This is a genomic window from Ralstonia pickettii, from assembly GCF_000607165.1.
GTDB lineage: Bacteria > Pseudomonadota > Gammaproteobacteria > Burkholderiales > Burkholderiaceae > Ralstonia > Ralstonia holmesii.
The window spans coordinates 32,033-53,599 of record NZ_JFZG01000027.1 but is presented as its reverse complement, the minus strand read 5'-3'; the positions used below and the strand labels follow the sequence as shown (position 1 = coordinate 53,599).

Annotated in this window: 20 protein-coding genes and 1 pseudogene; 8 read left to right on the top strand and 13 right to left on the bottom strand. The window is 64.0% G+C overall.

Annotated elements, in window-relative coordinates; all coding sequences use genetic code 11:
* Position 1: 1 nt before the first annotated feature.
* Positions 2 to 919, top strand: a complete 918-nt coding sequence (locus tag BG83_RS0124670; RefSeq protein WP_024979260.1) for a LysR family transcriptional regulator — start codon at positions 2 to 4, stop codon at positions 917 to 919.
* On the opposite strand, the gene BG83_RS0124665 is transcribed toward BG83_RS0124670, so the two are convergent.
* Positions 920 to 1,840 (bottom strand): LysR family transcriptional regulator, encoded by a 921-nt coding sequence (locus tag BG83_RS0124665; RefSeq protein WP_024979259.1) that lies wholly within the window; start codon positions 1,838 to 1,840, stop codon positions 920 to 922.
* Positions 1,841 to 1,953: 113 nt separating this feature from the next.
* On the opposite strand from BG83_RS0124665, the gene BG83_RS0124660 reads away from it, so the two are divergent.
* On the top strand, positions 1,954 to 3,111 hold the full coding sequence (locus BG83_RS0124660) for an acyl-CoA dehydrogenase family protein (protein WP_024979258.1): 1,158 nt from the start codon (positions 1,954 to 1,956) through the stop codon (positions 3,109 to 3,111).
* Between the two features lie 104 nt (positions 3,112 to 3,215).
* Positions 3,216 to 3,854 (top strand): FMN-binding negative transcriptional regulator, encoded by a 639-nt coding sequence (locus BG83_RS0124655; RefSeq protein WP_024979257.1) that lies wholly within the window; start codon positions 3,216 to 3,218, stop codon positions 3,852 to 3,854.
* Between the two features lie 40 nt (positions 3,855 to 3,894).
* On the opposite strand, the gene fahA is transcribed toward BG83_RS0124655, so the two are convergent.
* The 3 genes from fahA to BG83_RS0124640 form a co-directional block, all read right to left on the bottom strand.
* Entirely contained in the window at positions 3,895 to 5,166 is a 1,272-nt protein-coding gene (gene fahA, locus BG83_RS0124650) for a fumarylacetoacetase (protein ID WP_024979256.1), read from the bottom strand.
* A gap of 307 nt (positions 5,167 to 5,473) precedes the next feature.
* Positions 5,474 to 6,832: a homogentisate 1,2-dioxygenase gene (hmgA, locus tag BG83_RS0124645; protein ID WP_024979255.1), complete on the bottom strand. Its 1,359-nt coding sequence runs from the start codon at positions 6,830 to 6,832 to the stop codon at positions 5,474 to 5,476.
* Positions 6,833 to 6,895: 63 nt separating this feature from the next.
* Positions 6,896 to 8,305, bottom strand: a complete 1,410-nt coding sequence (locus BG83_RS0124640; protein WP_024979254.1) for an MFS transporter — start codon at positions 8,303 to 8,305, stop codon at positions 6,896 to 6,898.
* Positions 8,306 to 8,438: 133 nt separating this feature from the next.
* Between BG83_RS0124640 and BG83_RS0124635 the strand changes: the two genes are divergently transcribed.
* Positions 8,439 to 9,356 carry a LysR family transcriptional regulator gene (locus BG83_RS0124635; RefSeq protein WP_024979253.1) on the top strand — a complete coding sequence of 306 codons (918 nt, stop codon included), beginning with the start codon at positions 8,439 to 8,441 and terminating at the stop codon, positions 9,354 to 9,356.
* Between the two features lie 3 nt (positions 9,357 to 9,359).
* Here the strand turns inward: BG83_RS0124635 and BG83_RS0124630 are convergent, their stop codons facing one another.
* From BG83_RS0124630 to kdgT, 4 genes are read right to left on the bottom strand one after another with little or no spacing between them, the layout of a single operon-like run.
* Positions 9,360 to 10,208 carry an ureidoglycolate lyase gene (locus BG83_RS0124630; protein WP_024979252.1) on the bottom strand — a complete coding sequence of 283 codons (849 nt, stop codon included), beginning with the start codon at positions 10,206 to 10,208 and terminating at the stop codon, positions 9,360 to 9,362.
* Positions 10,209 to 10,246: 38 nt separating this feature from the next.
* Positions 10,247 to 11,005, bottom strand: a complete 759-nt coding sequence (locus BG83_RS0124625; RefSeq protein WP_037032465.1) for an SDR family oxidoreductase — start codon at positions 11,003 to 11,005, stop codon at positions 10,247 to 10,249.
* On the bottom strand, positions 11,002 to 11,460 hold the full coding sequence (locus BG83_RS0124620; protein ID WP_024979250.1) for a nuclear transport factor 2 family protein: 459 nt from the start codon (positions 11,458 to 11,460) through the stop codon (positions 11,002 to 11,004). The genes BG83_RS0124625 and BG83_RS0124620 overlap by 4 nt, the downstream gene beginning before the upstream one ends.
* Positions 11,461 to 11,511: 51 nt before the next feature.
* Positions 11,512 to 12,528, bottom strand: coding sequence for a 2-keto-3-deoxygluconate transporter (kdgT, locus tag BG83_RS0124615; RefSeq protein ID WP_024979249.1), 1,017 nt, complete (start codon positions 12,526 to 12,528; stop codon positions 11,512 to 11,514).
* 278 nt (positions 12,529 to 12,806) lie between these two features.
* On the opposite strand from kdgT, the gene kduI reads away from it, so the two are divergent.
* The 4 genes from kduI to BG83_RS0124595 all read left to right on the top strand — a co-directional run bounded on the left by kduI (position 12,807) and on the right by BG83_RS0124595 (position 16,512).
* Positions 12,807 to 13,643: a 5-dehydro-4-deoxy-D-glucuronate isomerase gene (gene kduI / locus BG83_RS0124610; RefSeq protein ID WP_024979248.1), complete on the top strand. Its 837-nt coding sequence runs from the start codon at positions 12,807 to 12,809 to the stop codon at positions 13,641 to 13,643.
* A 4-nt stretch (positions 13,644 to 13,647) separates the two neighbouring features.
* Complete coding sequence (gene kduD, locus BG83_RS0124605; protein ID WP_024979247.1) at positions 13,648 to 14,433, top strand: 2-dehydro-3-deoxy-D-gluconate 5-dehydrogenase KduD; 786 nt, start codon at positions 13,648 to 13,650, stop codon at positions 14,431 to 14,433.
* A gap of 84 nt (positions 14,434 to 14,517) precedes the next feature.
* On the top strand, positions 14,518 to 15,357 hold the full coding sequence (gene kdgR, locus BG83_RS0124600; RefSeq protein WP_024979246.1) for a DNA-binding transcriptional regulator KdgR: 840 nt from the start codon (positions 14,518 to 14,520) through the stop codon (positions 15,355 to 15,357).
* Between the two features lie 102 nt (positions 15,358 to 15,459).
* Entirely contained in the window at positions 15,460 to 16,512 is a 1,053-nt protein-coding gene (locus BG83_RS0124595) for an aldo/keto reductase (RefSeq protein ID WP_024979245.1), read from the top strand.
* On the opposite strand, the pseudogene prfH reads toward BG83_RS0124595, so the two are convergent.
* The 5 genes and pseudogenes from prfH to BG83_RS0124570 all read right to left on the bottom strand — a co-directional run bounded on the left by prfH (position 16,509) and on the right by BG83_RS0124570 (position 21,378).
* Positions 16,509 to 17,127 (bottom strand): annotated as a pseudogene (prfH, locus tag BG83_RS28080) (peptide chain release factor H). The gene BG83_RS0124595 and the pseudogene prfH sit on opposite strands and share 4 nt — an antisense overlap.
* Positions 17,127 to 18,254 carry an RNA ligase RtcB family protein gene (locus BG83_RS0124585; RefSeq protein WP_024979243.1) on the bottom strand — a complete coding sequence of 376 codons (1,128 nt, stop codon included), beginning with the start codon at positions 18,252 to 18,254 and terminating at the stop codon, positions 17,127 to 17,129. Before BG83_RS0124585 ends, prfH begins: the two are co-directional and overlap by 1 nt.
* Before the next feature lie 261 nt (positions 18,255 to 18,515).
* Positions 18,516 to 18,719, bottom strand: coding sequence for a DUF2783 domain-containing protein (locus BG83_RS0124580; protein WP_024979242.1), 204 nt, complete (start codon positions 18,717 to 18,719; stop codon positions 18,516 to 18,518).
* A 17-nt stretch (positions 18,720 to 18,736) separates the two neighbouring features.
* The gene (locus tag BG83_RS0124575; protein WP_024979241.1) at positions 18,737 to 20,416 is read right to left on the bottom strand and encodes an FAD-dependent oxidoreductase; all 1,680 of its coding nucleotides are present in this window, start codon (positions 20,414 to 20,416) and stop codon (positions 18,737 to 18,739) included.
* Positions 20,417 to 20,418: 2 nt separating this feature from the next.
* Complete coding sequence (locus BG83_RS0124570) at positions 20,419 to 21,378, bottom strand: MBL fold metallo-hydrolase (RefSeq protein ID WP_024979240.1); 960 nt, start codon at positions 21,376 to 21,378, stop codon at positions 20,419 to 20,421.
* Between the last annotated feature and the right edge of the window lie 189 nt (positions 21,379 to 21,567).

Sequence of the window (21,567 nt, the reverse complement as noted above, 5' to 3'; positions counted from 1 at the left end):
CATGCTTGAAATCCGCCACCTACGCACGCTGATCGCCTTGGCCGACGGTGGCTCCGTCTCGCGCGCCGCCGAGCGGCTGCACTTGACGCAATCGGCGCTGTCACATCAGTTGCGCGCGCTGGAGTCGCATTACGGGCTGGCCGTCGTGCGCCGCAAGGGCCAGACGGTTGAATTGACCGAAGCGGGCGAGCGCATGCTTGAACTCGCACAAAAGGTGGTCGCCGACATCCAGACCGCTGAGCGCGATCTTGAACGCATCAAGGGCCGCGCGGCCGGCACGCTGCGCATCGCGCTCGAATGCCACACCTGCTTTGACTGGCTGATGCCTGTGATGGACGCCTTCCGCCAGCGCTGGCCGGAAGTCGAGATGGATCTTGTGTCGGGCTTCCACACCGATCCGCTCGCGCTACTCAAGGACGGCCGTGCCGACGTCATCATCGGCTCCGATGCCAAGATGCGACGCGGCGTGGTGTTCGCGCCGCTGTTTCGCTTCGAGATCCTCGCCGTGCTGCCGGTCGATCACGCGCTGCGCAAGAAGAAGTGGCTGGACGCGAAAGACTTTACGGACCAGACGCTCATCACGTACCCCGTGCCCGAAGAGCGCATCGATCTGATCCGACAGGTGCTGACACCGGCCGGGATCGCATTCAACCGCCGCACTGCGGAACTGACCATTGCCGTGCTGCAACTCGTTGCCAGCCGCCGCGGGCTTGCCGCGCTGCCGAGCTGGGGCATCAAGAATTACGTCGATTACGAATACGTGGTGGCCAAGCGTGTCGGCAAGGAAGGCCTGTGGAGCGATCTGTACGCGGCCATGACGCGCGACTACGCACAGGCGCCGTTTGCGCAGGACTTTATCGAGACGGCCAAGTCGATCTGCTTTGCGCAGTTGCCGGGCCTGATGCCGCTCGAGGCGTAGTCAAACGCGTTCCTTCTGGGGCAGGCGCGGCAGCTTGCCTTGCAGCCCCTCTTTGAGAAAGTCCAACAGATGCCGCGTGGCCAGCGTCCGGTATCGGCTTGGCATCGCCAGCATGTAAAGGCGGCTGCCGAACACGCTGAACCGATACCCGGGCAGCACGCGTTTGACGTGGCCTCCGCGCAAATCATCCGCAGCGGCGTAATAAGGCAGGATGCCGAGCCCATTGCCCGAACGCACGGCGGCCTGCAGGAACAGGTAGTTGTCGGACGAGACGCCGGGGTCGAGTGTCACGAGCGTTCGCTCATCGCCCAGTTGTGCCGATAGCCGCAGCGGCTGCCCAACCGCTGGCGCGCTGACGATGGTGTGTTCGTGCAGCGCGTCGAGCGTTTTCGGCATGCCACGCACGGCCAGGTAGTCCGGCGCCGCGCACAACACCCAGTCGACTTCATCGAGCAGCGTGGCGACGAGTGATTCCGGCGGGTTCGACACGATGCGCAGCGCCACATCCACATCTTCGCCAATCAGGTCGGACACGCGGTTGTCGAACCGCACATCAAGGCGGATATCCGGATACGCGCGTTTGAACGCCACCAGCAGCGGTGACACCAGCAGGTGCCCCAGCCCCGTCGGTACCGACAGCCGCACGCTGCCTTGCAGCGACTTGCCGAGCGAAGACACCAGCGCATCGGCGGCGGCCATTTCTCGCAGGATGCTGCGACCGTGTTCGTAGATGCCGGCGCCCACCTCCGTGGGTTCCACGCGGCGCGTGGTTCGGCGCAGCAGTTGCACGCCCAGCGCGCGCTCGAATGCTTTTAGCCGGTGGCTCACGTTGGAGCGCGTGGTCTGCAGCCGGCGCGCCGCCGCCGACAGGTTGCCCGCATCGACGATTTCCACGAACAGCTTGAGCGCATTGAGATCCATGACGGCCAGCCAGATTGGTGAATGGGATTCGACATTCTGTTGATGCGGGCAAAGATTGTCAAAAAACGCCGGCCGGGTAACATCCCCGGGAACATCCCACAGGAGCAGGTGACATGGCGCTCGACGACGAATCCTTCGGTTTGCTGCAGCAATCAGTGCAGCGCTTCATCCAGGAACGGCTCGTGCCGGCGGAGAACATTCTCGAGGAAGAGGACGACGTGCCCGCCGACATCGTCGCCGACATGAAGGAGATGGGGCTCTTTGGCCTGTCGATTCCGGAAGAGCACGGCGGCATTGGCCTGGCGATGGCGCAGGAATGCGAAGTGGCGTACGACCTCGGACACACGGCGCTGGCCTTTCGCTCGGTGTTCGGCACCAACGTCGGCATCGGCTCGCAGGGCATCCTGATGGACGGCACCGATGCGCAAAAGGCCAATTACCTGCCGCGCATCGCCAGCGGCGAGCTGATCATCTCGTTTGCACTCACGGAACCGAACGCGGGGTCGGATGCCGCATCGCTGCAGACGCGCGCCACGCTGGACGGCGATCACTACGTCATCAACGGAACCAAGCGTTTCATCACCAACGCGCCGCGCGCCGGGGCATTCACGTTGATGGCACGCACGGGTGGCGAAGGCGCGAGCGGCATCTCGGCCTTTATCGTGCCGGCCGATACGCCCGGCATCACGCTCGGCAAGCCAGACAAGAAGATGGGGCAGCGCGGCACCAAGACGTGCGATGTGCTGCTCGATAACGTGCGTGTGCCTGCGGCCAACATCATTGGGGGCGTGGCGGGGCAGGGCTTCAAGACGGCGATGAAGGTGCTCGACCGCGGCCGCCTGCATATCTCGGCGCTGGCATGCGGCATGGCGCACCGGCTGATGACCGACGCGGTGGCCTATGCCAAGGAGCGCAAGCAGTTCGGACAGCCCATCGCAGACTTTCAGTTGATCCAGGCCATGCTGGCCGACAGCCAGGCAGAGCTGTACGCCGGCATGTCGATGGTGCGCGACTGTGCGCGCCGCTACGACGCCAAGCCGGTCGGCAAACAGGATCACGAAGTCAGCATGCTGGCCTCGTGCACCAAGATGTTCTGTACCGAGATGGTGGGCCGCGTGGCGGATCGCGCGGTGCAGATTCACGGGGGCGCGGGCTACATCGCTGAATACAAGGCCGAACGTTTCTATCGCGATGTGCGCCTGCTGCGTCTGTACGAGGGCACTACGCAGATCCAGCAGCTCATCATCGCCAAGAACCTGCTGCGCGACTAGGCTGGCTCTAACAATCTGCCAGGATCTGGCTCTGTTTTGGAGCCACGTTCTGGTTCAGAATGGGCGCTTTCCTGTTCGATTGCAGGGTCGCTGCCGGAGTTGCCATGTACGTTCCCGCCCACTTTGAAGAATCGCGCCCCGAGGCGCTGCACGGCCTGATCGCGCAGAACCCGTTCGGAACGCTCGTCACGCATGGCGAGCATGGGCTGGACGCGAACCACATTCCGTTTTTGCTGCTGCCGGAAGAGGGCAAGCTTGGTGTGCTGCATGCCCACGTGGCGCGCGCCAATCCGGTCTGGAAAGACGTGGCGAATGGCGACGAGGTGCTCGTGATCTTCCGCGCGGGCGACGCGTATATCTCGCCGACGTGGTATCCGAGCAAGCACGAAGCCCACCGGCAGGTGCCGACGTGGAACTACCGCGTCGCGCATGCGCATGGTCGTATCACCGTGCGTGACGACGAGCGTTTTGTGCGCGGCGTGGTGGCACGCCTGACGCGCACACACGAGGCATCGCAACCCACGCCGTGGAAGATGTCCGACGCCCCGGCCGACTACACCGACGCGTTGCTCAAAATGATCGTTGGCATCGAGATCGAGATCACGCGCATCGAAGGCAAACTCAAGCTGGGCCAGAACAAGGAAACGCGAGATATCGTGGGCGCCGGCGAAGCGCTCAAGGCTAGCGGCGAGCATGTGATCAGCGACGCGATGCTGGCTTGCGCTGCTGCCAAGACGGAATAAGGCGGAGCGACCGACTGCTGATCCGTCGCTCCGCACTGCATTACTTTGCGCTGCGCGCCGGCAGGATCTCGCCGCGCACCTCCCCAAAGCCCACGCGATAGCCATCGCCCTGGCACCAGCCGGTCATGATGACTTCATCGCCGTCTTCCAGGAACGCACGCGTGGTGCCGTTGCCGAGGTCAAGCGGCTGCTTGCCGTTGAGGGTCAGCTCCAGCAGGCTGCCGTACGAATCCGGTGTCGTGCCGCTGATGGTGCCGGAGCCCATCAGGTCACCCACGCGCACGTTGCAGCCGGACACGGTGTGGTGTGCGAGCTGTTGCGCCATCGTCCAGTACATCGCGCGGAAGTTTGTGCGGGCGATGGTGGTGCGCTCGCCGCCGTGGGGGCGCAGTGCGGTTTCGAGGGCGATGTCGTAAGCATTGGGGCGGCTCTGGCGCAGGTATTCCAGCGGCTCGGGCGATTGGGCCGGGTTGGCCACGCGGAACGGCTCGAGCGCGTCCATCGTCACGATCCACGGCGAGATCGATGTGCCGAAGCCCTTCGAGTTGAACGGGCCGAGCGGCACGTATTCCCATTGCTGAATGTCGCGCGCGCTCCAGTCGTTGAGGAGCACGACGCCGAACATGTGGTCCGGTGCCGCGTCAACGGAAACCGGCTCCCCGAGCCCGCTCGGCTTGCCGACCACAAATGCCATCTCGAGTTCGTAGTCCAGCTTGCGGCAGGCCGTGAAGATCGGGCGCGGCTGATCGGGCAGCTTGATCTGGCCCATCGGGCGATGCAATGGCGTGCCGCTCACCACAACCGAGCTTGCGCGGCCGTTGTAGCCGATCGGGATTTCCAGCCAGTTGGGCAGCAGTGCATTCTCCGGATCACGGAACATGCGGCCGACGTTGGTGGCGTGTTCGCGAGACGAATAGAAATCCGTATAGCCTGGGATGTCGATGGGCAGGTGCATCACGGCATGTGCTTGCGGCACCAGCGCGCGGGCGTGCAGCGTGGCGTTGTCGCGCACGTGCGTGTCGGCCACGCTGAACAGCGTTTGCAGCTTCTTGCGGGTTTCCGCCCATACGGGCTTGCCGAGTGCGATGAAGCTGTTGAGCTTGCCGGTGCGGAACGTGCCGCGTGTGGATGCGGGCAGCAGCCCGGCGTCATCCAGCACGCCAAGATCGATGACTTGATCGCCCAGTGCCACACCTGCGCGTGGCGACGGGTTTTCCTTGGTGGAGAAGATGCCGAAGGGCAGGTTTTCCAGCGGGAAGTGGGTGTCGGGGGTGTTGGCGGATTCGAGCCAGCTTAGTTGTCGGGTGGTCATGATGGGGGCGATGGTTTTGTTTGTTGAGTCGGTTATCTCTTGACGTTGCGGGTGCATCCGGTGTTTCGTCCCCTGCTGGGGCCGACTCACTTTCTTTGTCTTGCCAAAGAAAGTAAGCAAAGAAAGGCGCGCCCGAGATGGCGACTTCCCCTTGAATTTATGTCGCAGGGAGGGAAGGGAGGCAAACTCGCTGCGCTCAGACAGGCCTCCCTTCTTTTTCCTCCCTGCAACAGAAATTCAAGGCGCCATCTAGGGCATCAAGGGCCAAACATTCGCGGCGCTTGCCTTGGCGTGAAGGTTGATTTGCTTAACGCTTGCTCGGGTCGAAATGCTTCTTCAGGCCCTGCCAGCATTCGAAATATTTGGCCTGCAACTGTGCCGATTCCGCCGCGAAGCGCGTCGGGCGGATCACCGCCGGTGTTTCGAACATGAAGGCCATCGTTGCGTCTACCTTGTGCGGCTGGGTGGTGTCGCCGTTGCTGGCTTTCTCAAACGTGTCGGCATCGGGGCCGTGGCCGCTCATGCAGTTGTGCAGGCTGGCGCCGCCCGGCACAAAGCCTTCGGCCTTGGCGTCGTACACGCCCTGGATGAGGCCCATGAATTCGCTTGCAACGTTGCGGTGGAACCAGGGTGGGCGGAACGTGTTTTCGGCCGCCAGCCAGCGCGGCGGGAAGATCACGAAATCGATCGTGTCCACGCCCGGCGTGTCGGAGGGGCTTTGCAGCACCAGGAAGATCGACGGGTCCGGATGGTCGTAGCTGATCGAGCCGATGGTGTTGAACAGGCGCAGGTCGTACTTGTACGGCGCGAGGTTGCCGTGCCAGGCCACGACGTCCAGCGGCGAGTGGCCGATCTTCGCCGTCCACAGGCTGCCCTGGAATTTTGCAACGAGTTCAAAGTTGCCCTCGCGGTCTTCATACCAGGCGTGCGGCGTGAGAAAGTCGCGCGGGTTGGCCAGGCCGTTCGAGCCGATCACGCCCAGGTCTGGCAGGCGGAACATCGCGCCGAAGTTCTCGCAGATGTAGCCGCGCGCGTCACCGTCCGGTAGCTCGACGCGGAAGCGCACGCCGCGCGGGACGACGGCAATCTCCAGCGGTTCGACATCGACCACGCCCATCTCCGTCAGCAGGCGCAGGCGGCCTTGCTGCGGGACGATCAGCAGCTCGCCGTCGGCGTTGTAGAAGAAGCGGTCGGTCATCGACGCGTTGGCGGCGTACAGGTGGATGCCGCAGCCGGTTTGCGCGTCTGGCCCGCCGTTGCCGGCGAAGGTGACGATGCCGTCGATGAAATCGGTGCCGGCCGCCGGCGCGGGCAGCGGGTCCCAGCGCAACTGGTTGGGGGAGGGCGGTACCTCGTTGAAGTTGCTGTGGAAGCGGCCTTGCGCCATGGCGTCGAACGGCAGATGCACGGCACCCGGACGAATGCGATACAGCCACGAGCGGCGGTTGTGCGCACGCGGCGCGGTGAACGCCGTGCCGGAGATCTGTTCCGCATACAGGCCATACGGCGCCTTCTGCGGCGAGTTCTGGCCGTGCGGCAGCGCGCCGGGCAGTGCTTCGGTGGCGAACTCGTTGCCGAAGCCGCTTTGGTAAGCGGGCCGGTCCAGCGACGCGGGGGTGAATGCGAAGGGGGACGCGCTCGGGGCCGTCGGGGCGAGCATGTTCATGGTGAAGTCCTTGGAGAAAAGGTCAGGAGCGTCTTCAGGGAAAGCGTAGTCGTTAGAAAGCCATCAAGCGGGCTTGCCGGTTGTGCGACCTGAGGCAAAGCGTGCGGCGTCCGGGCCACTGGCGGCCAGCGTGAGCGCCAGCACCATGCCAAACGACACCAGCGCCGGCACCGCCGCGGCCGAGAACAACGCCGGGCCGCTCCATTGCATGGCAATCAGTTGCCCGCCGATCACCGGGCCGATGACGGAGCCGATGCGGCCCACGCCAAGGCTCCAGCCGATGCCGGTCGCGCGCAGCGTGGTGGGGTAATACGTGGCGGCCAGCGCATTCACCGCAGGCTGCCCGCCGACGATGCAGAAGCCGGCCACGAACACCACCGCCACCAGCATGGGCAGCGCAGCCGCCACATGGCCGATCAGCCCAACGGTGACGGAGGCGATCAGGAAGCACACGGCCAGCACGCGCACAAAGCCCAGGCGATCGATCAGCCGGCCCAGCGTGAGCGTGCCAATGACGCCGCCCACCTGCAGCGCGGTCGCTACCAGCACGGCGGTATCCGTCGGATACCCCGCATCGCGAATCAGCGTCGGCAGCCAGTTCGACAGGAAATACAGGTCGATCAGGTTCATGAAGTTGATGACCCACAGCACGAGCGTGACTTTGGCGCGGCCTTCGGTGAACAGCGCCGAGACCGGCATGCCGTGCGCAGGTGCCTCGGGCACCACGAATTGCGTCTGCGCGTTCACCTGCAGTTGCGGATCAAGCTTGCTCAACCAGCGAGCCAGGCGCTGATGGCGCGTCTGCCGCATTTGCCCATGGCCCTTGAGCACCAGGTATTGCAGGGATTCCGGCAGCCACAGCACCATCATCACGCCAATGGCGAGGGGCACCAGCCCGCCCACCAGGAACACCGCATGCCACCCAAAGCGCGAGAGCAGCGCCGCGCTGACAAAGCCGCCAAGCGCGGCGCCCACGGTAAAGCCACACGACACCAGCATCATCCACGTCACGCGAGAGCGCGCGGGGCTGAACTCACCGGCCAGCGCCATCGCGTTGGGCATGATGCAACCCAGGCCCAGGCCCGTGATGAAGCGCAAGACGAGTAGGGCCCGCACCGTTTCCACCTGCGTGGTGGCCAGCATGCAGGCCGCAAAGAAGAACGTGGCGACGATCAGCACCGGCCGACGCCCGAAGCGGTCGCCCAGCACGCCAAATACCAGCGAGCCGACCAGCATGCCGAACAGGCCCGCCCCAAATACCGGGCCGAGGCTCGCCTTGGTGATCCCCCAATCCTTGATGATGGCCGGCGCCACATAGCCCATGGCCTGCACGTCAAAGCCATCGATGATCAGGCACAGCCCGCATATGGCGAGCAACAGGATCTGGAAGCCGCCAACCTTGCCCTGGTCGATCAGGCGGGCAAGGTCGATGGGCGTGGACGGCGCTTCATGTGCGGCGGGGGCAGGGCGCATGGTGGTCTCCGGTGGCGGCGTTGCCGCTCTGTTCTGGATTTTTGGTATGCGCGTATTGTCCGGATCGGATGAAAATTTGGAATATCAATGCGAGAATGAGTGCTATTGATATTGTGAATGTTGAGGGGCCGCCATGCTGAATCTGCGGGATGTCGACCTGAACCTGCTGGTGCTGTTTCAGGAAATCCTGCGCGAAAAGCGCATTTCTGTGGTCGCCGAGCGGCTGGGTCTGTCGCAGCCGGCGGTGAGCAACGCGCTGTCGCGCCTGCGCCAGACCTTTGACGACGAACTCTTTGTGCGCACGCCGCGCGGCATGATGCCGACCGCACTTGCCGAGCAACTGGCCGAACCGGTTGCCACAGCGCTCGACACGCTGCAACGCGCCTTCGGCCAGCGCACGCACTTTGAAGCGGCCACATCCACGCGCACCTTCACCCTTGCCATGAGCGACGTCGGCGAGGTGTATTTCATGCCGGTGCTGGCGCAGTTGTGCGCCGAGCAGGCGCCCGGCGTGCGCATCGACACCATGCGGGCCGGCGGCTTCGATATGAAGGCGGGGATGGAGGCAGGCGCCGTCGACCTCGCTATCGGCGCGTTCGATGATCTTTCCGGCGAGAGCATCTTTCAGCGCCGCCTGTTTCAGCAGGATTACGTGACGATGTTCCGGCGCGGCCATGCGCTGTCCGAAGGCAAGCTCACGCTGGAGCGCTTTCGCGCCGCATCGCATCTGGTGGTGGCGAGTTCGGCCAGCCCCTACAACGCCATCGGGCCGCTGCTGGACAAGGCGGGGATCACGCAATCGGCGCGTTTTTCAGTGCCGCATTTCGTGGCGGTGCCATACATTGTCAGCACGACCGACCTGGTGGTGACGGTGCCGCGCAAGCTGGCCGAACGCGCGGCGCCGCCATTCGGGCTGGAGTTCGTTGCGCCGCCGCTCACGCTGCCGGCACTGCAGACCAATGTGTTCTGGCACCGGCGCTTCCATCAGGACGCCGGCAACCAGTGGCTGCGCAACGTGGTCGCGCAGCGCTTTGCAGAGTTGGAGGGCTAGGCTTCAGCCTGCCGAGACCGTGCGCTGCAATTGTTCGCCCAGGCCGGCAATGCCCAATCGGATGGTCTGCCCCGGCTTGAGATAGACCGGGTTGGGTTTGATGCCCAGCCCCACGCCCGGCGGCGTGCCCGTCGAGATGACATCGCCCGGCTGCAGGCTCATGCAGCGGCTCAGATACGCCACCAGTTGCGCCACGCCAAACACCATCGTGCGCGTGTTGCCGTTCTGATAACGATGGCCGTCCACTTCCAGCCACAGGTCCAGCGCCTGCGGGTCAGGCACCTCGTCGCGCGTGACGAGCCACGGGCCAAGCGGGCCGAACGTGTCGAAGCCCTTGCCCTTGTCCCACTGGCCGCCGCGCTCGATCTGCCATTCACGCTCGGAAACGTCGTTGACGATGCAGTAGCCCGCCACGTAGTCCAGCGCGTTGGCTTCTTCGACGTACTTGGCAGCTTTGCCGATGACCACGCCCAGTTCAACTTCCCAGTCGGTCTTGACGGAGCCGCGTGGGATTTCGATGTCGTCGTTCGGGCCGCAGATGGCGCTGGTCCACTTGTTGAAGACGACCGGCTCGGCCGGAACCGGCAGGCCGGATTCCGCGGCATGGTCGGCGTAGTTCAGTCCGATGCAGACAAACTTGCCGACACGCCCGACGCACGGCCCAATGCGGGGTTGCCCGCTGACTGCCGGCAGCGTGGTGGGATCCACGTCGCGCAGCTTGGCAAGGAATGCGTCCGACAGCACGTTGCCCGCAATGTCGTCGACGATGCCCGACAGATCGCGGAGGGTGCCGGTTGCATCGAGCAGGCCCGGTTTCTCTTGGCGGTGGGGGCCGAAGCGCAGCAGTTTCATGAAAGGCTCAAATCGGTTGGGAGAAAGGCATCAAGGCATCAATTTGACCAGCCGCCGTCGATCAGGTGGACTTGCCCTGTCGTGAAGGCGGCTTCGTCGGAAGCCAGATAGGCGGCCAGCGCGGCAATCTCTTCCGGCTGTCCGAGGCGCCCCATCGGCTGGCGTGCGACAAATGCAGCTTCGACTTCTGCGCGCGGTTTGCCTTGCGCGCGGGCTTGTTCGTCGATGCGCTGCGCGAGCGATGGCGACACCACCGTGCCCGGGCAGATGGCGTTGCAGCGGACGCCGCGCGCCACAAAGTCTACCGCCACGGCCTTGGTCAGCCCGATCACCGCGGCCTTTGACGTACCGTACACAAAGCGGTTCGGCACGCCTTTGATGCTCGATGCGGCCGACGACATGTTGATGACACTGCCGCCACCGCGTTCCAGCATGCCCGGCAGGAATGCGCGGATGGTGCGGTACATCGACTTGACGTTGAGGTCGAACGAGAAATCCCACGCATCCTCATCGCACTCCAGCACCGAGCCGGCGTGTACGAAGCCCGCGCAGTTGAAGAGGATGTCGATGCCGCCAAGCTCGGCGGCAAGGGCATTCACCTGCTGGGTATCGCGCACGTCGAGGCGGCGGACGTCGAATGGCACATCGTTCAACGCATCGATGCGGAGATCGGTGGCGATTACGCGGGCACCTTCGCGCGCAAAGCGCTCGGCGCAGGCGCGGCCGATGCCTTGCGCAGCGGCCGTCACGAGCGCGGTCTTGCCCGTCAGGCGCCCGGGAAAAGCGGCGCCGCTCATTGCTTCGGAAGCAGATAGGCCTGGCGCGCAAACAGGCGCCAGCCATCCGGATGTTTCTTCCAAACCTGCAGCACGCCGATATGCGCGGTGCTGGTCTTGCCGTCGGGCAGATTGTTGACGGAGTCGAACACGTGGCGCACCCACGCGTTGTCGCCGTTGATCTGCACGGTCTGGTTGGTCAGCGCAATCGACTTGAATGAATTTGTGCCGTCCAGCGCCTTGAGAAAGGCTGCGTGGTCTTCCAGCTTGCCCGACGAGTGGCCGTAGGTCAGATCGTTTTCGATCAGCTTGGTGAGCGTGGTGCCGTCGCTGGCAACCATGGCCACGCGCATGCGCTCCACGGCTTGCGCCACCGTATCGGCGTCAGTGGCGGCATGGGCGAGGGCGCTGCCGGCCGCGAGTGCGGCGGTCATGGCAACACTCGCAATGCGGCGGACAAACGTGTGCAACAGCATGGGCAATCTCCTCTCTGGTCTGGTCTGGTGTACGGTGGATCGCAGGCGTGGTCAGAAATGGGCTTCGCGGTGCGCAGCCTGCGGCGGCAGGCTCGCGGTTTCCGGCTCGGGTAATGGCGCCGCACGGCCCACGCGACGCACCCACATCGCGGTCAAGATCGGCACGAGAATCGCCGTGACCAGGCAGGCCGTGGCTACCAGCGCGGTTGCGGCCGGCACCATGGGTTTGAACTTCGGAATCATCTCGCCGATGATGGCCGGGTTGGCGACTGCCGCGCCAGCTGTGGACGATGCCGCCAAGCCAGCAGCGCCATTGCCGCCGGCGATGAATTTGTCGGTGAGGATGAGCGGCACGCCGGTGATGATGATCACCGTGAGGCCGAGCAAGAGGCCCGGGAGGCCGCTCTTGGCAATCACGTGCAGGTCGATGCCGTTGCCCAATGCAAAGCCGAAGAACGGAATGAGCGGATGCACGCAGCGGCCGAACAGCTCGCGCAGTTCGCCGTCGAGATTGCCCAGCGTAAAGCCGATCAGGAACGGCAGCACCGCGCCCACGAACAGCCGTGGCTCAAACACGGCAATGCCCGTTGCGCCCAGGATGAACATGCTGACCAGCGGTCCCGATTCGATCGACATCAGCACGAACGCACCGGCTTCTTCCTTGGTGCCGTACTGCTGCATGACGGCGGCATAGAGCCCGCCGTTGGTCATGTCCATCGACGTGGTGATCGCCAGCACCGAGAGCCCTGCAAGGATGCCGGTCTTGATGCCCTCGTCCGGAATGAACTGCGCCGCCACCAGCGTTGCCAGCCACGCCACGGCAATCTTCGTCACGAGCAGGGTTCCCGACTTGCGCAGCACCACACCGGTGGCGTGCAGGTCGATGGTCGCGCCCATGCAGAAGAACCACACCGCCAGGATCGGCACCGTACCGGTGATCAGGCCGTTGGTGAACGAGCCGAAGTATTTCCCGGCATCGGGTGCGAACGTATGCGCGCATGCGCCCAGCAGCAGCGGCACGAGCATCAGCCCGCCTGGAATGCGGTCAATCGCCTTCTTTATCTTCACGTCTCCTCCGTGAGCCTCTATGGGCTCGGTTGGTTGGGGTCCAACATCGTGGAGTGACTATAGCGGATGATGTGGAACGATGTTCCATGTTTTTGAATTCGCTGATTTATCGTTTACCCTAGATCGCAAATGTGTGCGGTGCAGCGCTATTCCCCTCGATCAGGGGCTCGTATCAAAAAAATGGATCGACGTTCCGTATTTTTGGTTTTTGTGCTTCAATCCAACCCAGAACAACCGGCACCCACGCGGATGCCGGCGCATCCCAACGGAGAAATGGCATGGAAGTGCGGCAAGGAATCCACAGCGAACACGCAAAAACTCTCGACACGGCCGGGCTGCGCCGCCAGTTCCTGGTGGAACAGGTGTTCGAGCGCGATGCGCTTCAGCTCACGTACAGCCATATCGACCGGATCATCGTGGGCGGTGCATGGCCGGCAACGCGGCCGGTGGAGGTGCCGGCATCGCTCGCCAAGTCGATGGGCGTGAGCCATCTGCTGGAGCGCCGCGAGCTGGGCGCGATCAACATTGGCGGCCCGGGCTGGGTGGAGGTGGACGGCGCACGGCACGCCGTCGGCAATGAAGAGGCGATCTACGTCGGCCAGGGCGGCCAGAACGTCGTCTTCGGCAGTGACGATGCAGCCAGGCCCGCCAAGTTCTACATCAATTGCGCGCCGGCCCATACGGCCTATCCGACGCGCACGATCACACTGGCGCAGGCGTCGCCCGAAACGCTCGGCGATCCGGCCACCAGCAACCGGCGCACGATCTACAAGTTCATCGTGCCGGACGTGCTGCCCACGTGCCAGCTCTCGATGGGTATGACCAAGCTCGAGCCCGGCAGCCTGTGGAACACCATGCCGTGCCACACGCACGAGCGCCGCATGGAGGTCTATTTTTACTTCAACCTGCCGGACAACGCCGCCGTGTTCCACATGGTCGGCGAGCCGCAGGAGACGCGCCACATCCTCGTCCACAACGAGCAGGCTGTGATCTCGCCAAGCTGGTCGATCCACTCGGGCGTGGGCACGCAGGCGTACACCTTCATCTGGGGCATGGTCGGCGAGAACCAGGTGTTCCACGACATGGACCACATCGCCATTGCCGACCTGCGCTGACACCATGCGGCTCGAGAATCCCTATCTCCAGGGCGCAAGCCTGTTCGACCTGAGCGGCAAGGTGGCCATCGTCACCGGCAGCAACACGGGGTTGGGTGCGGGCATGGCGATGGCGCTCGCTGCGGCGGGCTGCGACATCGTGGGCGCCAACCGTTCGGACCCAGCAGAGACGGCCTCGCGCGTGGAAGCGGTCGGCCGCCGGTTTGTTGACGTGCGAGCCGATCTGTCTTCGCTGGAGCCGATCGAGCGCATTGTCGAGGCCGCGATGGACACCTTCGGCCGTGTCGACATCCTGGTGAACAACGCGGGCATCATCCGCCGCTGCGACGCACTGGAATTTTCCGAAGCCGATTGGGATGCAGTAATCGACGTCAACCTCAAGGGCGTGTTCTTTCTCTCGCAGGCGGTGGCAAGGCAGTTCGTGGGGCAAGGTGGCCGCGGCAAGATCATCAACGTGGCGTCGATGCTGTCGTTCCAGGGCGGCATTCGCGTACCGTCGTATACGGCATCGAAGAGCGGCGTGCTGGGGCTCACCCGGCTGCTGGCCAATGAATGGGCTGGCCGCGGCATCAACGTCAACGCCATCGCGCCCGGTTACATGGAAACCGACAACACAGCGCAACTACGCGAAGACCGGCAACGCAGTGAAGAGATTCTCGCGCGCATTCCTGCCGGACGCTGGGGCGTGCCGGATGACCTGGCGGGCGCGGTGGTGTTTCTCGCTTCGGCGGCATCGGATTACGTGCACGGCCACACGCTCGCGGTGGACGGCGGCTGGCTGGCGCGGTAGGCAACGTCGGCAGGTGGATTGATGGAACGCGGTATGAGACCGGTTATGCTCTCTCCAGATTTTGAAATCACGGAACCACGAGAGATGAAAGCCACGCCCCGGCAACGCAAGCCGGAAGACCTGTCCGCCAATGAAGCCGTTGATACCGGTGCCGATAAGGCCGAATCGGTCTCGGCGGTCGACAAGGTGTTCACCATCCTGGGCGCGATGGGCGAGCTTGGCGCCGTCGGCCCCAGCGAACTGTCGCAGCGGCTGGGCATGTCAAAGACGACGGTTCACCGCTTTCTGCAGACGCTCAAAAGCCTGGGCTATGTCGCGCAGGAGGGCGACACCGATCGCTACCGGCTGACGATTCGCCTGTTCGAGCTTGGCGCCAAGGCGCTCGAAAACGTCGACCTCGTCCGCGAGGCTGACACCGAGATGCGCCGCATCGGACAGCTCACGCGCGAGGCTGTCCACCTGGGCGCCTTTGACGAAGACGCCATCATCTACATCCACAAGATCGACGCCGACTACGGTTTGCGCATGCAGTCGCGCATCGGCCGGCGCAATCCGCTGCACAGCACGGCTATTGGCAAGGTGCTGCTGGCATACATGCCGCCGGAAGAGGCGCGCGAGGTGCTGTCGAAGGTGGAGTTCAAGAAATCCACGCAGAAGACGCTCGCCTCTGCCGAGGCCGTGCTGAGCATCCTGCCGCGCGTGCGCCAGCAAGGTTTTGGCGAAGACAACGAAGAGCAGGAAGACGGGCTGCTGTGCATTGCTGTGCCGGTGTTCGATCGCTTTGGCCGCGTGATCGCGGGGCTGTCGATCTCGTTCCCGACCATGCGTTGCGGCGCCGATACCAAGGCGCACTACGTCGCGCTGCTGCAGCAGGCGGGTGCGGCGATCTCCTCGCGCCTGGGCTATCACCCTGCGTCTGATTGAGCGCTCTGCAGGATCAGCCGGTCCGTCTTATCCTCTGCGTTGTTTCCCGCATCTGAGCCAGTGCGCTCAGCATTCCATTCCCACCGTATTGGAGTCGATCACATGCGTTACAACCAACTGGGCCGGACCGGCCTGTTCGTTTCGGAGTTGTGCCTGGGCACGATGACCTTCGGCGGCAACGACGGCATCTGGCAGCACATTGGCGATTTGCAGCAAGCCGATGCCGAGCGCCTGATCGGGCGCGCGCTCGACGCCGGCATCAATTTCATCGACACGGCCGATGTGTACGCCAACGGCCTCGCTGAGCAGATGACGGGGCAGGCGCTCAAGAACCTGAAGGTGTCGCGCGACAGCGTGGTCGTCGCCACCAAGGTGTTCGGCCAGACCGGCGATAGCGTGAACGCACGCGGCGCCTCGCGGTTCCACATCATGGACGGCATCAAGGCGAGCCTGAAGCGCATGCAGCTCGACCATATCGATCTCTATCAGATCCATGGTTTCGACCCCGCCACGCCCATCGAAGAAACCGTGCGTGCGCTCGACACGCTCGTCCAGCATGGTCACGTGCGCTATGTGGGTGTATCGAATTGGGCGGCCTGGCAGATCGTCAAGGCGTTGGGAATTGCCGAGCGGCTCGGCTGCGCACGCTTCGAAAGCCTGCAGGCGTACTACACCGTCGCGGGCCGCGATCTGGAGCGCGAGCTGGTGCCGATGCTCAAAAGCGAAGGCCTGGGCCTGATGGTCTGGAGCCCGCTGGCCGGTGGCCTGCTCAGCGGCAAATACACGCGCGAGCAGCACGGCGAGCAGGACAGCCGCCGCAACAAGTTCGACTTCCCGCCGGTGGACCGTACACGTGCCTACACGTGCGTCGATGCCATGCGCGTCATGGCCAATGCGCGCAGCGTTTCGGTCGCGCAGATTGCGCTTGCGTGGCTGCTGCATCAGCGCGCAGTGACCACCGTGATCGTCGGTGCCAAGAAGATCGAGCAGCTCGACGACAACATCGCGGCCACCAAGGTTGAACTGACGGCGGAAGAACTGGCGCAGCTCGATGAGCTGAGCAAGCTCCCGGCCGAATACCCGGGCTGGATGCTGGAGCGGCAGGGCGAGTACCGGCGTGGCCAGCTTGCCGGAACGCGGCAGGCCGGACGCTAGTCTGCCGGCTCAAATCGTTCGCCTTTGAACACGCGGTGCGGGTTGCCGCGCTCCACCTGGTGATGGAGCGCGCGCCGTTGCGCACGCTGCGCCGCATCGGTTGCCGCGTCGTGGTCCGCCAGCTTGTGTGCGAGCAGCAGCACGGCCAGCCGCTTGTTGGCGTGCTGGCTGCGCTCGGTTTGCACCTTCACGCTGATGCCCGTGGCGAGATGTGTGGCCCGCACGGCCGATTCCGTCTTGTTGACATGCTGCCCACCGGGGCCTGACGAACGCGTGGTCTCGAAACGGATCTCGCTGGGTAGCGTTGCCGAGGGCGCCGCACAGCGCGCCACCCCGAAGAACCAGTTCTTGCGCGCGTGCCGCGGCCGATACGGGCTGGGGCATGTCCACTGGATCGTGCCTTCCCATGCTTGCGCCAGGGTGTCTTCAGCGTCGCCTTCCAGGCTGACCAAGGCGGAGCGCAGCGTGCCGGTGCGCTCACCGTCTTCCTGTTTCCAGCAGTTCCAGTTGAATGCCTGCGTCTACAGCCTCGCGTTGCAGCCGCTCAAGCGCTTTCCCCACAGCCAGCTCGCATTCGGCCGGACCTTGCGCAGAAGAGAGTTGCAGTAACACCATCAGCAGCATTCCCCACGCGTCTTGTACGTCAACACCGGGCGCAGGCGCGCGAGCACCTTCACCAAGCCGGCATCCACCAGTGGCGCGATGACGCTGTCGATCGGCTTGTAGGCTTCGGGCGCCTCTTCGTAGATCAACTGCTTGTCTTCGCAGATGACGTGGCCGCCGAGCTTGGTGCGGTTGAGCTGCGCGGGCGTGAAGCGGCGGATGAGCCGGTCTTTGCACTCGCTGCGCATCCACTTGCGACCGGCACCGTGAGCGAGCGAGAACAAACCGTGCTCGCTCGGGCGTGGCGCGACGAGGTAGCTGTAATCCCCCCGCGAACCCGGGATGACGACCACGCCGGCATCCGATGGTGTTGTGCCCTTGCGATGCAGCCAGCCGCCTTCGCCAAACACGGTGGCCAGAGCGACAAAGTTGTGATGCACGTCGAGCAACACCTTGCCCTGCGCGTGCAGGCGGTCGAGCATGCGGCGCGCGATGAGTTCGCGGTTGGCCCTGGCAAAGTGCAGCGCGGTGTCGTGGCGCGCCAGATAGGCGGCGCATGCCGCATCGTCCTGTGCAAGCCCGGCGTGGCCATACATGCGCACCTGTTCTTCGAGGATGGCTTGGCCGAGGCCCCGTGAGCCACTGTGCACAAGCAGCAGAAGCTGGCGCGGGTCCAGCGGCAGTTCATCTGCGTCGTAAATCTCGTCGATGCGCTGCAGCTCGGCGAAGTGGTTGCCACCGCCGATGGTGCCAAGCGCAGTATCGAAGCCGGTGCCATTCGGCGCCAACGATGCGACAAGCTCGCTCCAGTTGTCGTCGAGGGGCGTGTCGATGTTGCCGAGACGCTTTTCGAGCTTGTCCAGGCCGATCTTGTTGGCGTCCAGATCGGTGGCCCACAGCGCCATGCCGCAGCCGATGTCATTGCCGATCAATGCCGGATACAACCGGCCGACCGAAAAAAACGCCGCGCCGACGGGGTAGCCGCGACCCGGATGCAAGTCGGGCATGCCGGCCACGTGGCGCATGCCGTCGAGTGCTTTGGTGGTTTGAAGTTGTCGGATCGCGTCGCCTTCGATCCAGGTGTCGTCCGAGGCGATCAGGGAGACGCCGTCGAACAAATGCAAGATGCAATTGCCCATGAACTATCCATATCAGGTCTGAAAAAAAAACTGATGTGGCAGGCCGAAGGCCGGGCAATGCGAAGACGCTGCGAACGGCAGCGCGAGAGATTCGATCAACCCAGGCAAGGGCCTGCAAAGGGGAAAGCAAGGTGACGCATGACGTTTTTTCCTCCTATGCAAAATGGTTGATCGGTAAGCGGGGCGGATACTAGCACCGCACTTTGCGCAGTCGCAAGTACGATCAAGCGTAAGTGTTGGATTGTTGAAACGCGGTGGCGCTCAGGTTGCTGCCGGCAATGCGAGTCGCGCCGCTGTCAGCGCTTCACGCAATACCGCCATGTCGCCGATATGGTTTGCGAGCAGCAGGATGAGTTGCGCGTTTAGCATCGCGCTGTGCTCGTCGTTCAGGTTGCGATGCGCGTCGATCAGCGCTTCGTAAAAATCATCGGGGCGCGGCAAGTTGGGTTGCGTGTTCAGCGGCATGGCGGTCGGTATTCAGCTCAGGCGGAGACAGCGGTGTGGGGCTTTGCTGCGGGCGCCGTTTGTCCGGTGGCGCGGAGCAACGCAGCGGCCAGCTTGGCAGGCTCAAGCGCGCGCCAGCGTGCGCAGACGTGCTGGTCGGGCCGGATCAGGTAAGTCGTGCCGGGGCGTGCGTCATAGCGTTGCGCGACCAGGCCGTCAATGTCTTCCAGCGCCGTCACGTTGGCCGACACCGTGCCCATGCCGCCCACTGGGAAGATTGCCAGCGTCGGCAGCGGCAGCGCATCGACGTGTTCTCCTGCACCGCAGAAACGTAGCGCCATGAAGCCGCCGTGCAGATGACTGAGGAGCCAATCGGCACCGCCATCGGCATTGCGCACCGGTGCGTCGAGTGCGACCGCGCCGGGCACGAGCGCGCAGGCGAAGGGCGCTTCATCTTCCGTCTGTAATGCAGAGCCTTCAAGCACCGTCGGCATTGACAGCCGCCCGCTGTTGACCAGCGTCCGCGCAAACGGATAGTGCTTGGCCAAGCGCAGCGTGGCATCGCGAAAGAGCCGGCTGACAGCGCTCTTGGGCGTGATGAAGTCGGTCGAGCGGGTGGAGTGGCGGATGTTGTCGTCGGCGGCAAACTCGCGCTCGCTCGCGTAGGTGTCGAGCAGCGCGTCGGGCGCATCGCCGGCAAGCACCATGCGCAATTTCCACGCGAGGTTCTCGGCATCCTGCAAGCCGCTGTTGGCACCGCGCGCGCCGAATGGCGATACACGATGCGCGGCATCACCGATGAAGAGCACGCGGCCGTGGCGGAAGCGGTCCATGCGTTCGCACGAGAACGTATAGACGCTGACCCATTCCAGCTCGAAATCGACGCCTTGCCCCAGCAGCGCACGCACGCGCGGGATGACGCGCTCGGGTTGCTTCTCGGCTACGGGGTCGGCGTCCCAGCCGAGCTGGAAGTCGATGCGCCAGACGTTGTCGGGCTGATGGTGCAGCAGCACCGATTGATTCGGGTGGAACGGCGGGTCAAACCAGAACCAGCGCTCGCTGGGGAAGGGCGCATCCATGCGCACGTCGGCGATCAGGAAGCGGTCTTTGAATGTCTGGCCGCGGGCTTCGAGGCCCATCATGTGACGTACCGGGCTGCGCGAGCCATCGGCGGCGACCACGTATTGCGCGCGCTGCGCGTACGTGCCGTCGGGCGTCTCGATGGTGAGCGTCACGCCATCGGCATCCTGCGTGAGGCCCGTCACCTTGTTCTTCCAGCGCAGCTCGATGTTCGGCAAGGCTTGCGCGCGTTCGACAAGAAAGCCTTCCACGTAGTACTGCTGCAGGTTGATGAACGCCGGCCGGCGATGTCCGGTTTCGGGCAGCAGGTCAAAGCTGTAGAGCAGTTCGTTCTTCAGGTAGACCTTGCCGACGTTCCAGCTCACGCCTTTGTCGACCATGCAATCGCCGCAGCCGAGTCGATCAAAAATCTCCAATGAACGCTTGGAGAAGCAGATCGCGCGCGAGCCGGTAGACAGCGTGCAATCGTCGTCGACTACCACCACGGCCACGCCCTGCTGTGCGAGATCGATGGCCGTGGCCAACCCCACCGGCCCTGCGCCGACGATAACGACGGGGCGAGCTTCAGTTGCCGCGCCGGGTTGCTGTTCGGCGCACGGCGTATACGGGAAGACGCGGTTCTGGAAGTCGGGGTTCATGTTCAGCCTTGCAGGGCGGCCCACATTTCCTTGTCGCGCTCGGCTGTCCAGATGCGCGGGTGCTTGATGCCGCTGGCCTCATCGAAGGCACGCGTCACATCAAACGGCAGACAGTGCTCGTAGATGAAGACGCTGCCGAATTTCGGGTCCATGGCCGCGCGGGTGTGCGCCATGGCGGCTTTCAGGCCCATCTTTTGCGCGACGGCTTCCTTGCCGCGCTGGAGCAGGGTGGACACGAAATCGCGCGTATAGGCCAGACCCTTGTCGACTTCGGCCGGATTGAGCAGCGCCGGGCCGCGGCCGGGCACAAGCTTGTCGGCGCCGAGCGCGCGTAGCGCATCCAGTGTGGCGGGCCATTCTTCGAGTTGGGCGTCGCCGCAGTAGCAGGCGGCGTCGTATTCGACCAGATCGCCTGAGAACAGCACCTTCTGCGACGGGATCCACACCACCGTGTCGCCCTTCGTGTGGCCGGGGCCGAGGTGCAGGATCTTCACTTCCAATTGCCCAAGGAACAGTGTCAGCTCGCGCTCGAACACCAGCGTCGGCCACGTCAGGCCCGGCACGGTTTCCACGCCCGCGAACAGGCGCGGAAAGCGTTCGATTTCCGATTTCATATCGGCCTCGCCGCGCTCGACGATCATCTCGTAAGTGCCGCGGCTGGCAATGATGTTCTGCGCGCCTTCTGCAAAGTAGGCTGATGCGCCGAGCACGCGCACGGCGTGATAGTGCGACAGCACCACGTGCTTGATCGGCTTGTCGGTGATGGCGCGGATGCGTGCGATCAGGTCTTGCGCCATCGCGGGCGTGGCGGTGGTGTCGACGATCAGCACCGAGTCGTCGCCGATGATGACGCCCGAGTTCGGGTCGCCCTCGGCTGTGTAGGCGTAGGCGTTGGGGGAGAGTTGGGTGAAGGTGACTTGTTTGGCCTCGAGGTCGGCTTGCGAGGCGAAGGCTTTGGCCATTCTGTCACTCCTGGTGTAGTGGATTACGGTTGGGGGAATTGTTCTTGAACGTGCTCGGGCCGGAAAGCTTGGGTTGGGGCGTGCTGATACCAAGCCATACCGAACGCTGGCAATCATAGACCGCAGGGTCTGGGGATGCGCCTAGGGTATACGTGAATTATGATTAGAAGCATTGTTTCTACAATGCAT

Excerpts from the sequence above, each read along its gene's own strand:
- BG83_RS0124575 (WP_024979241.1), bottom strand. The coding sequence starts at position 20,416 with ATGAACCCCGACTTCCAGAACCGCGTCTTCCCGTATACGCCGTGCGCC.
- BG83_RS0124630 (WP_024979252.1), bottom strand. The coding sequence starts at position 10,208 with ATGAAACTGCTGCGCTTCGGCCCCCACCGCCAAGAGAAACCGGGCCTG.
- BG83_RS0124595 (WP_024979245.1), top strand. The coding sequence starts at position 15,460 with ATGCGTTACAACCAACTGGGCCGGACCGGCCTGTTCGTTTCGGAGTTG.
- BG83_RS0124635 (WP_024979253.1), top strand. The coding sequence starts at position 8,439 with ATGCTGAATCTGCGGGATGTCGACCTGAACCTGCTGGTGCTGTTTCAG.
- kdgR (WP_024979246.1), top strand. The coding sequence starts at position 14,518 with ATGAAAGCCACGCCCCGGCAACGCAAGCCGGAAGACCTGTCCGCCAAT.
- kduI (WP_024979248.1), top strand. The coding sequence starts at position 12,807 with ATGGAAGTGCGGCAAGGAATCCACAGCGAACACGCAAAAACTCTCGAC.
- BG83_RS0124665 (WP_024979259.1), bottom strand. The coding sequence starts at position 1,840 with ATGGATCTCAATGCGCTCAAGCTGTTCGTGGAAATCGTCGATGCGGGC.
- kduD (WP_024979247.1), top strand. The coding sequence starts at position 13,648 with ATGCGGCTCGAGAATCCCTATCTCCAGGGCGCAAGCCTGTTCGACCTG.
- BG83_RS0124640 (WP_024979254.1), bottom strand. The coding sequence starts at position 8,305 with ATGCGCCCTGCCCCCGCCGCACATGAAGCGCCGTCCACGCCCATCGAC.
- BG83_RS0124585 (WP_024979243.1), bottom strand. The coding sequence starts at position 18,254 with ATGGGCAATTGCATCTTGCATTTGTTCGACGGCGTCTCCCTGATCGCC.
- BG83_RS0124570 (WP_024979240.1), bottom strand. The coding sequence starts at position 21,378 with ATGGCCAAAGCCTTCGCCTCGCAAGCCGACCTCGAGGCCAAACAAGTC.
- BG83_RS0124655 (WP_024979257.1), top strand. The coding sequence starts at position 3,216 with ATGTACGTTCCCGCCCACTTTGAAGAATCGCGCCCCGAGGCGCTGCAC.
- BG83_RS0124580 (WP_024979242.1), bottom strand. The coding sequence starts at position 18,719 with ATGCCGCTGAACACGCAACCCAACTTGCCGCGCCCCGATGATTTTTAC.
- BG83_RS0124670 (WP_024979260.1), top strand. The coding sequence starts at position 2 with ATGCTTGAAATCCGCCACCTACGCACGCTGATCGCCTTGGCCGACGGT.
- BG83_RS0124660 (WP_024979258.1), top strand. The coding sequence starts at position 1,954 with ATGGCGCTCGACGACGAATCCTTCGGTTTGCTGCAGCAATCAGTGCAG.
- BG83_RS0124625 (WP_037032465.1), bottom strand. The coding sequence starts at position 11,005 with ATGAGCGGCGCCGCTTTTCCCGGGCGCCTGACGGGCAAGACCGCGCTC.
- BG83_RS0124620 (WP_024979250.1), bottom strand. The coding sequence starts at position 11,460 with ATGCTGTTGCACACGTTTGTCCGCCGCATTGCGAGTGTTGCCATGACC.
- hmgA (WP_024979255.1), bottom strand. The coding sequence starts at position 6,832 with ATGAACATGCTCGCCCCGACGGCCCCGAGCGCGTCCCCCTTCGCATTC.
- fahA (WP_024979256.1), bottom strand. The coding sequence starts at position 5,166 with ATGACCACCCGACAACTAAGCTGGCTCGAATCCGCCAACACCCCCGAC.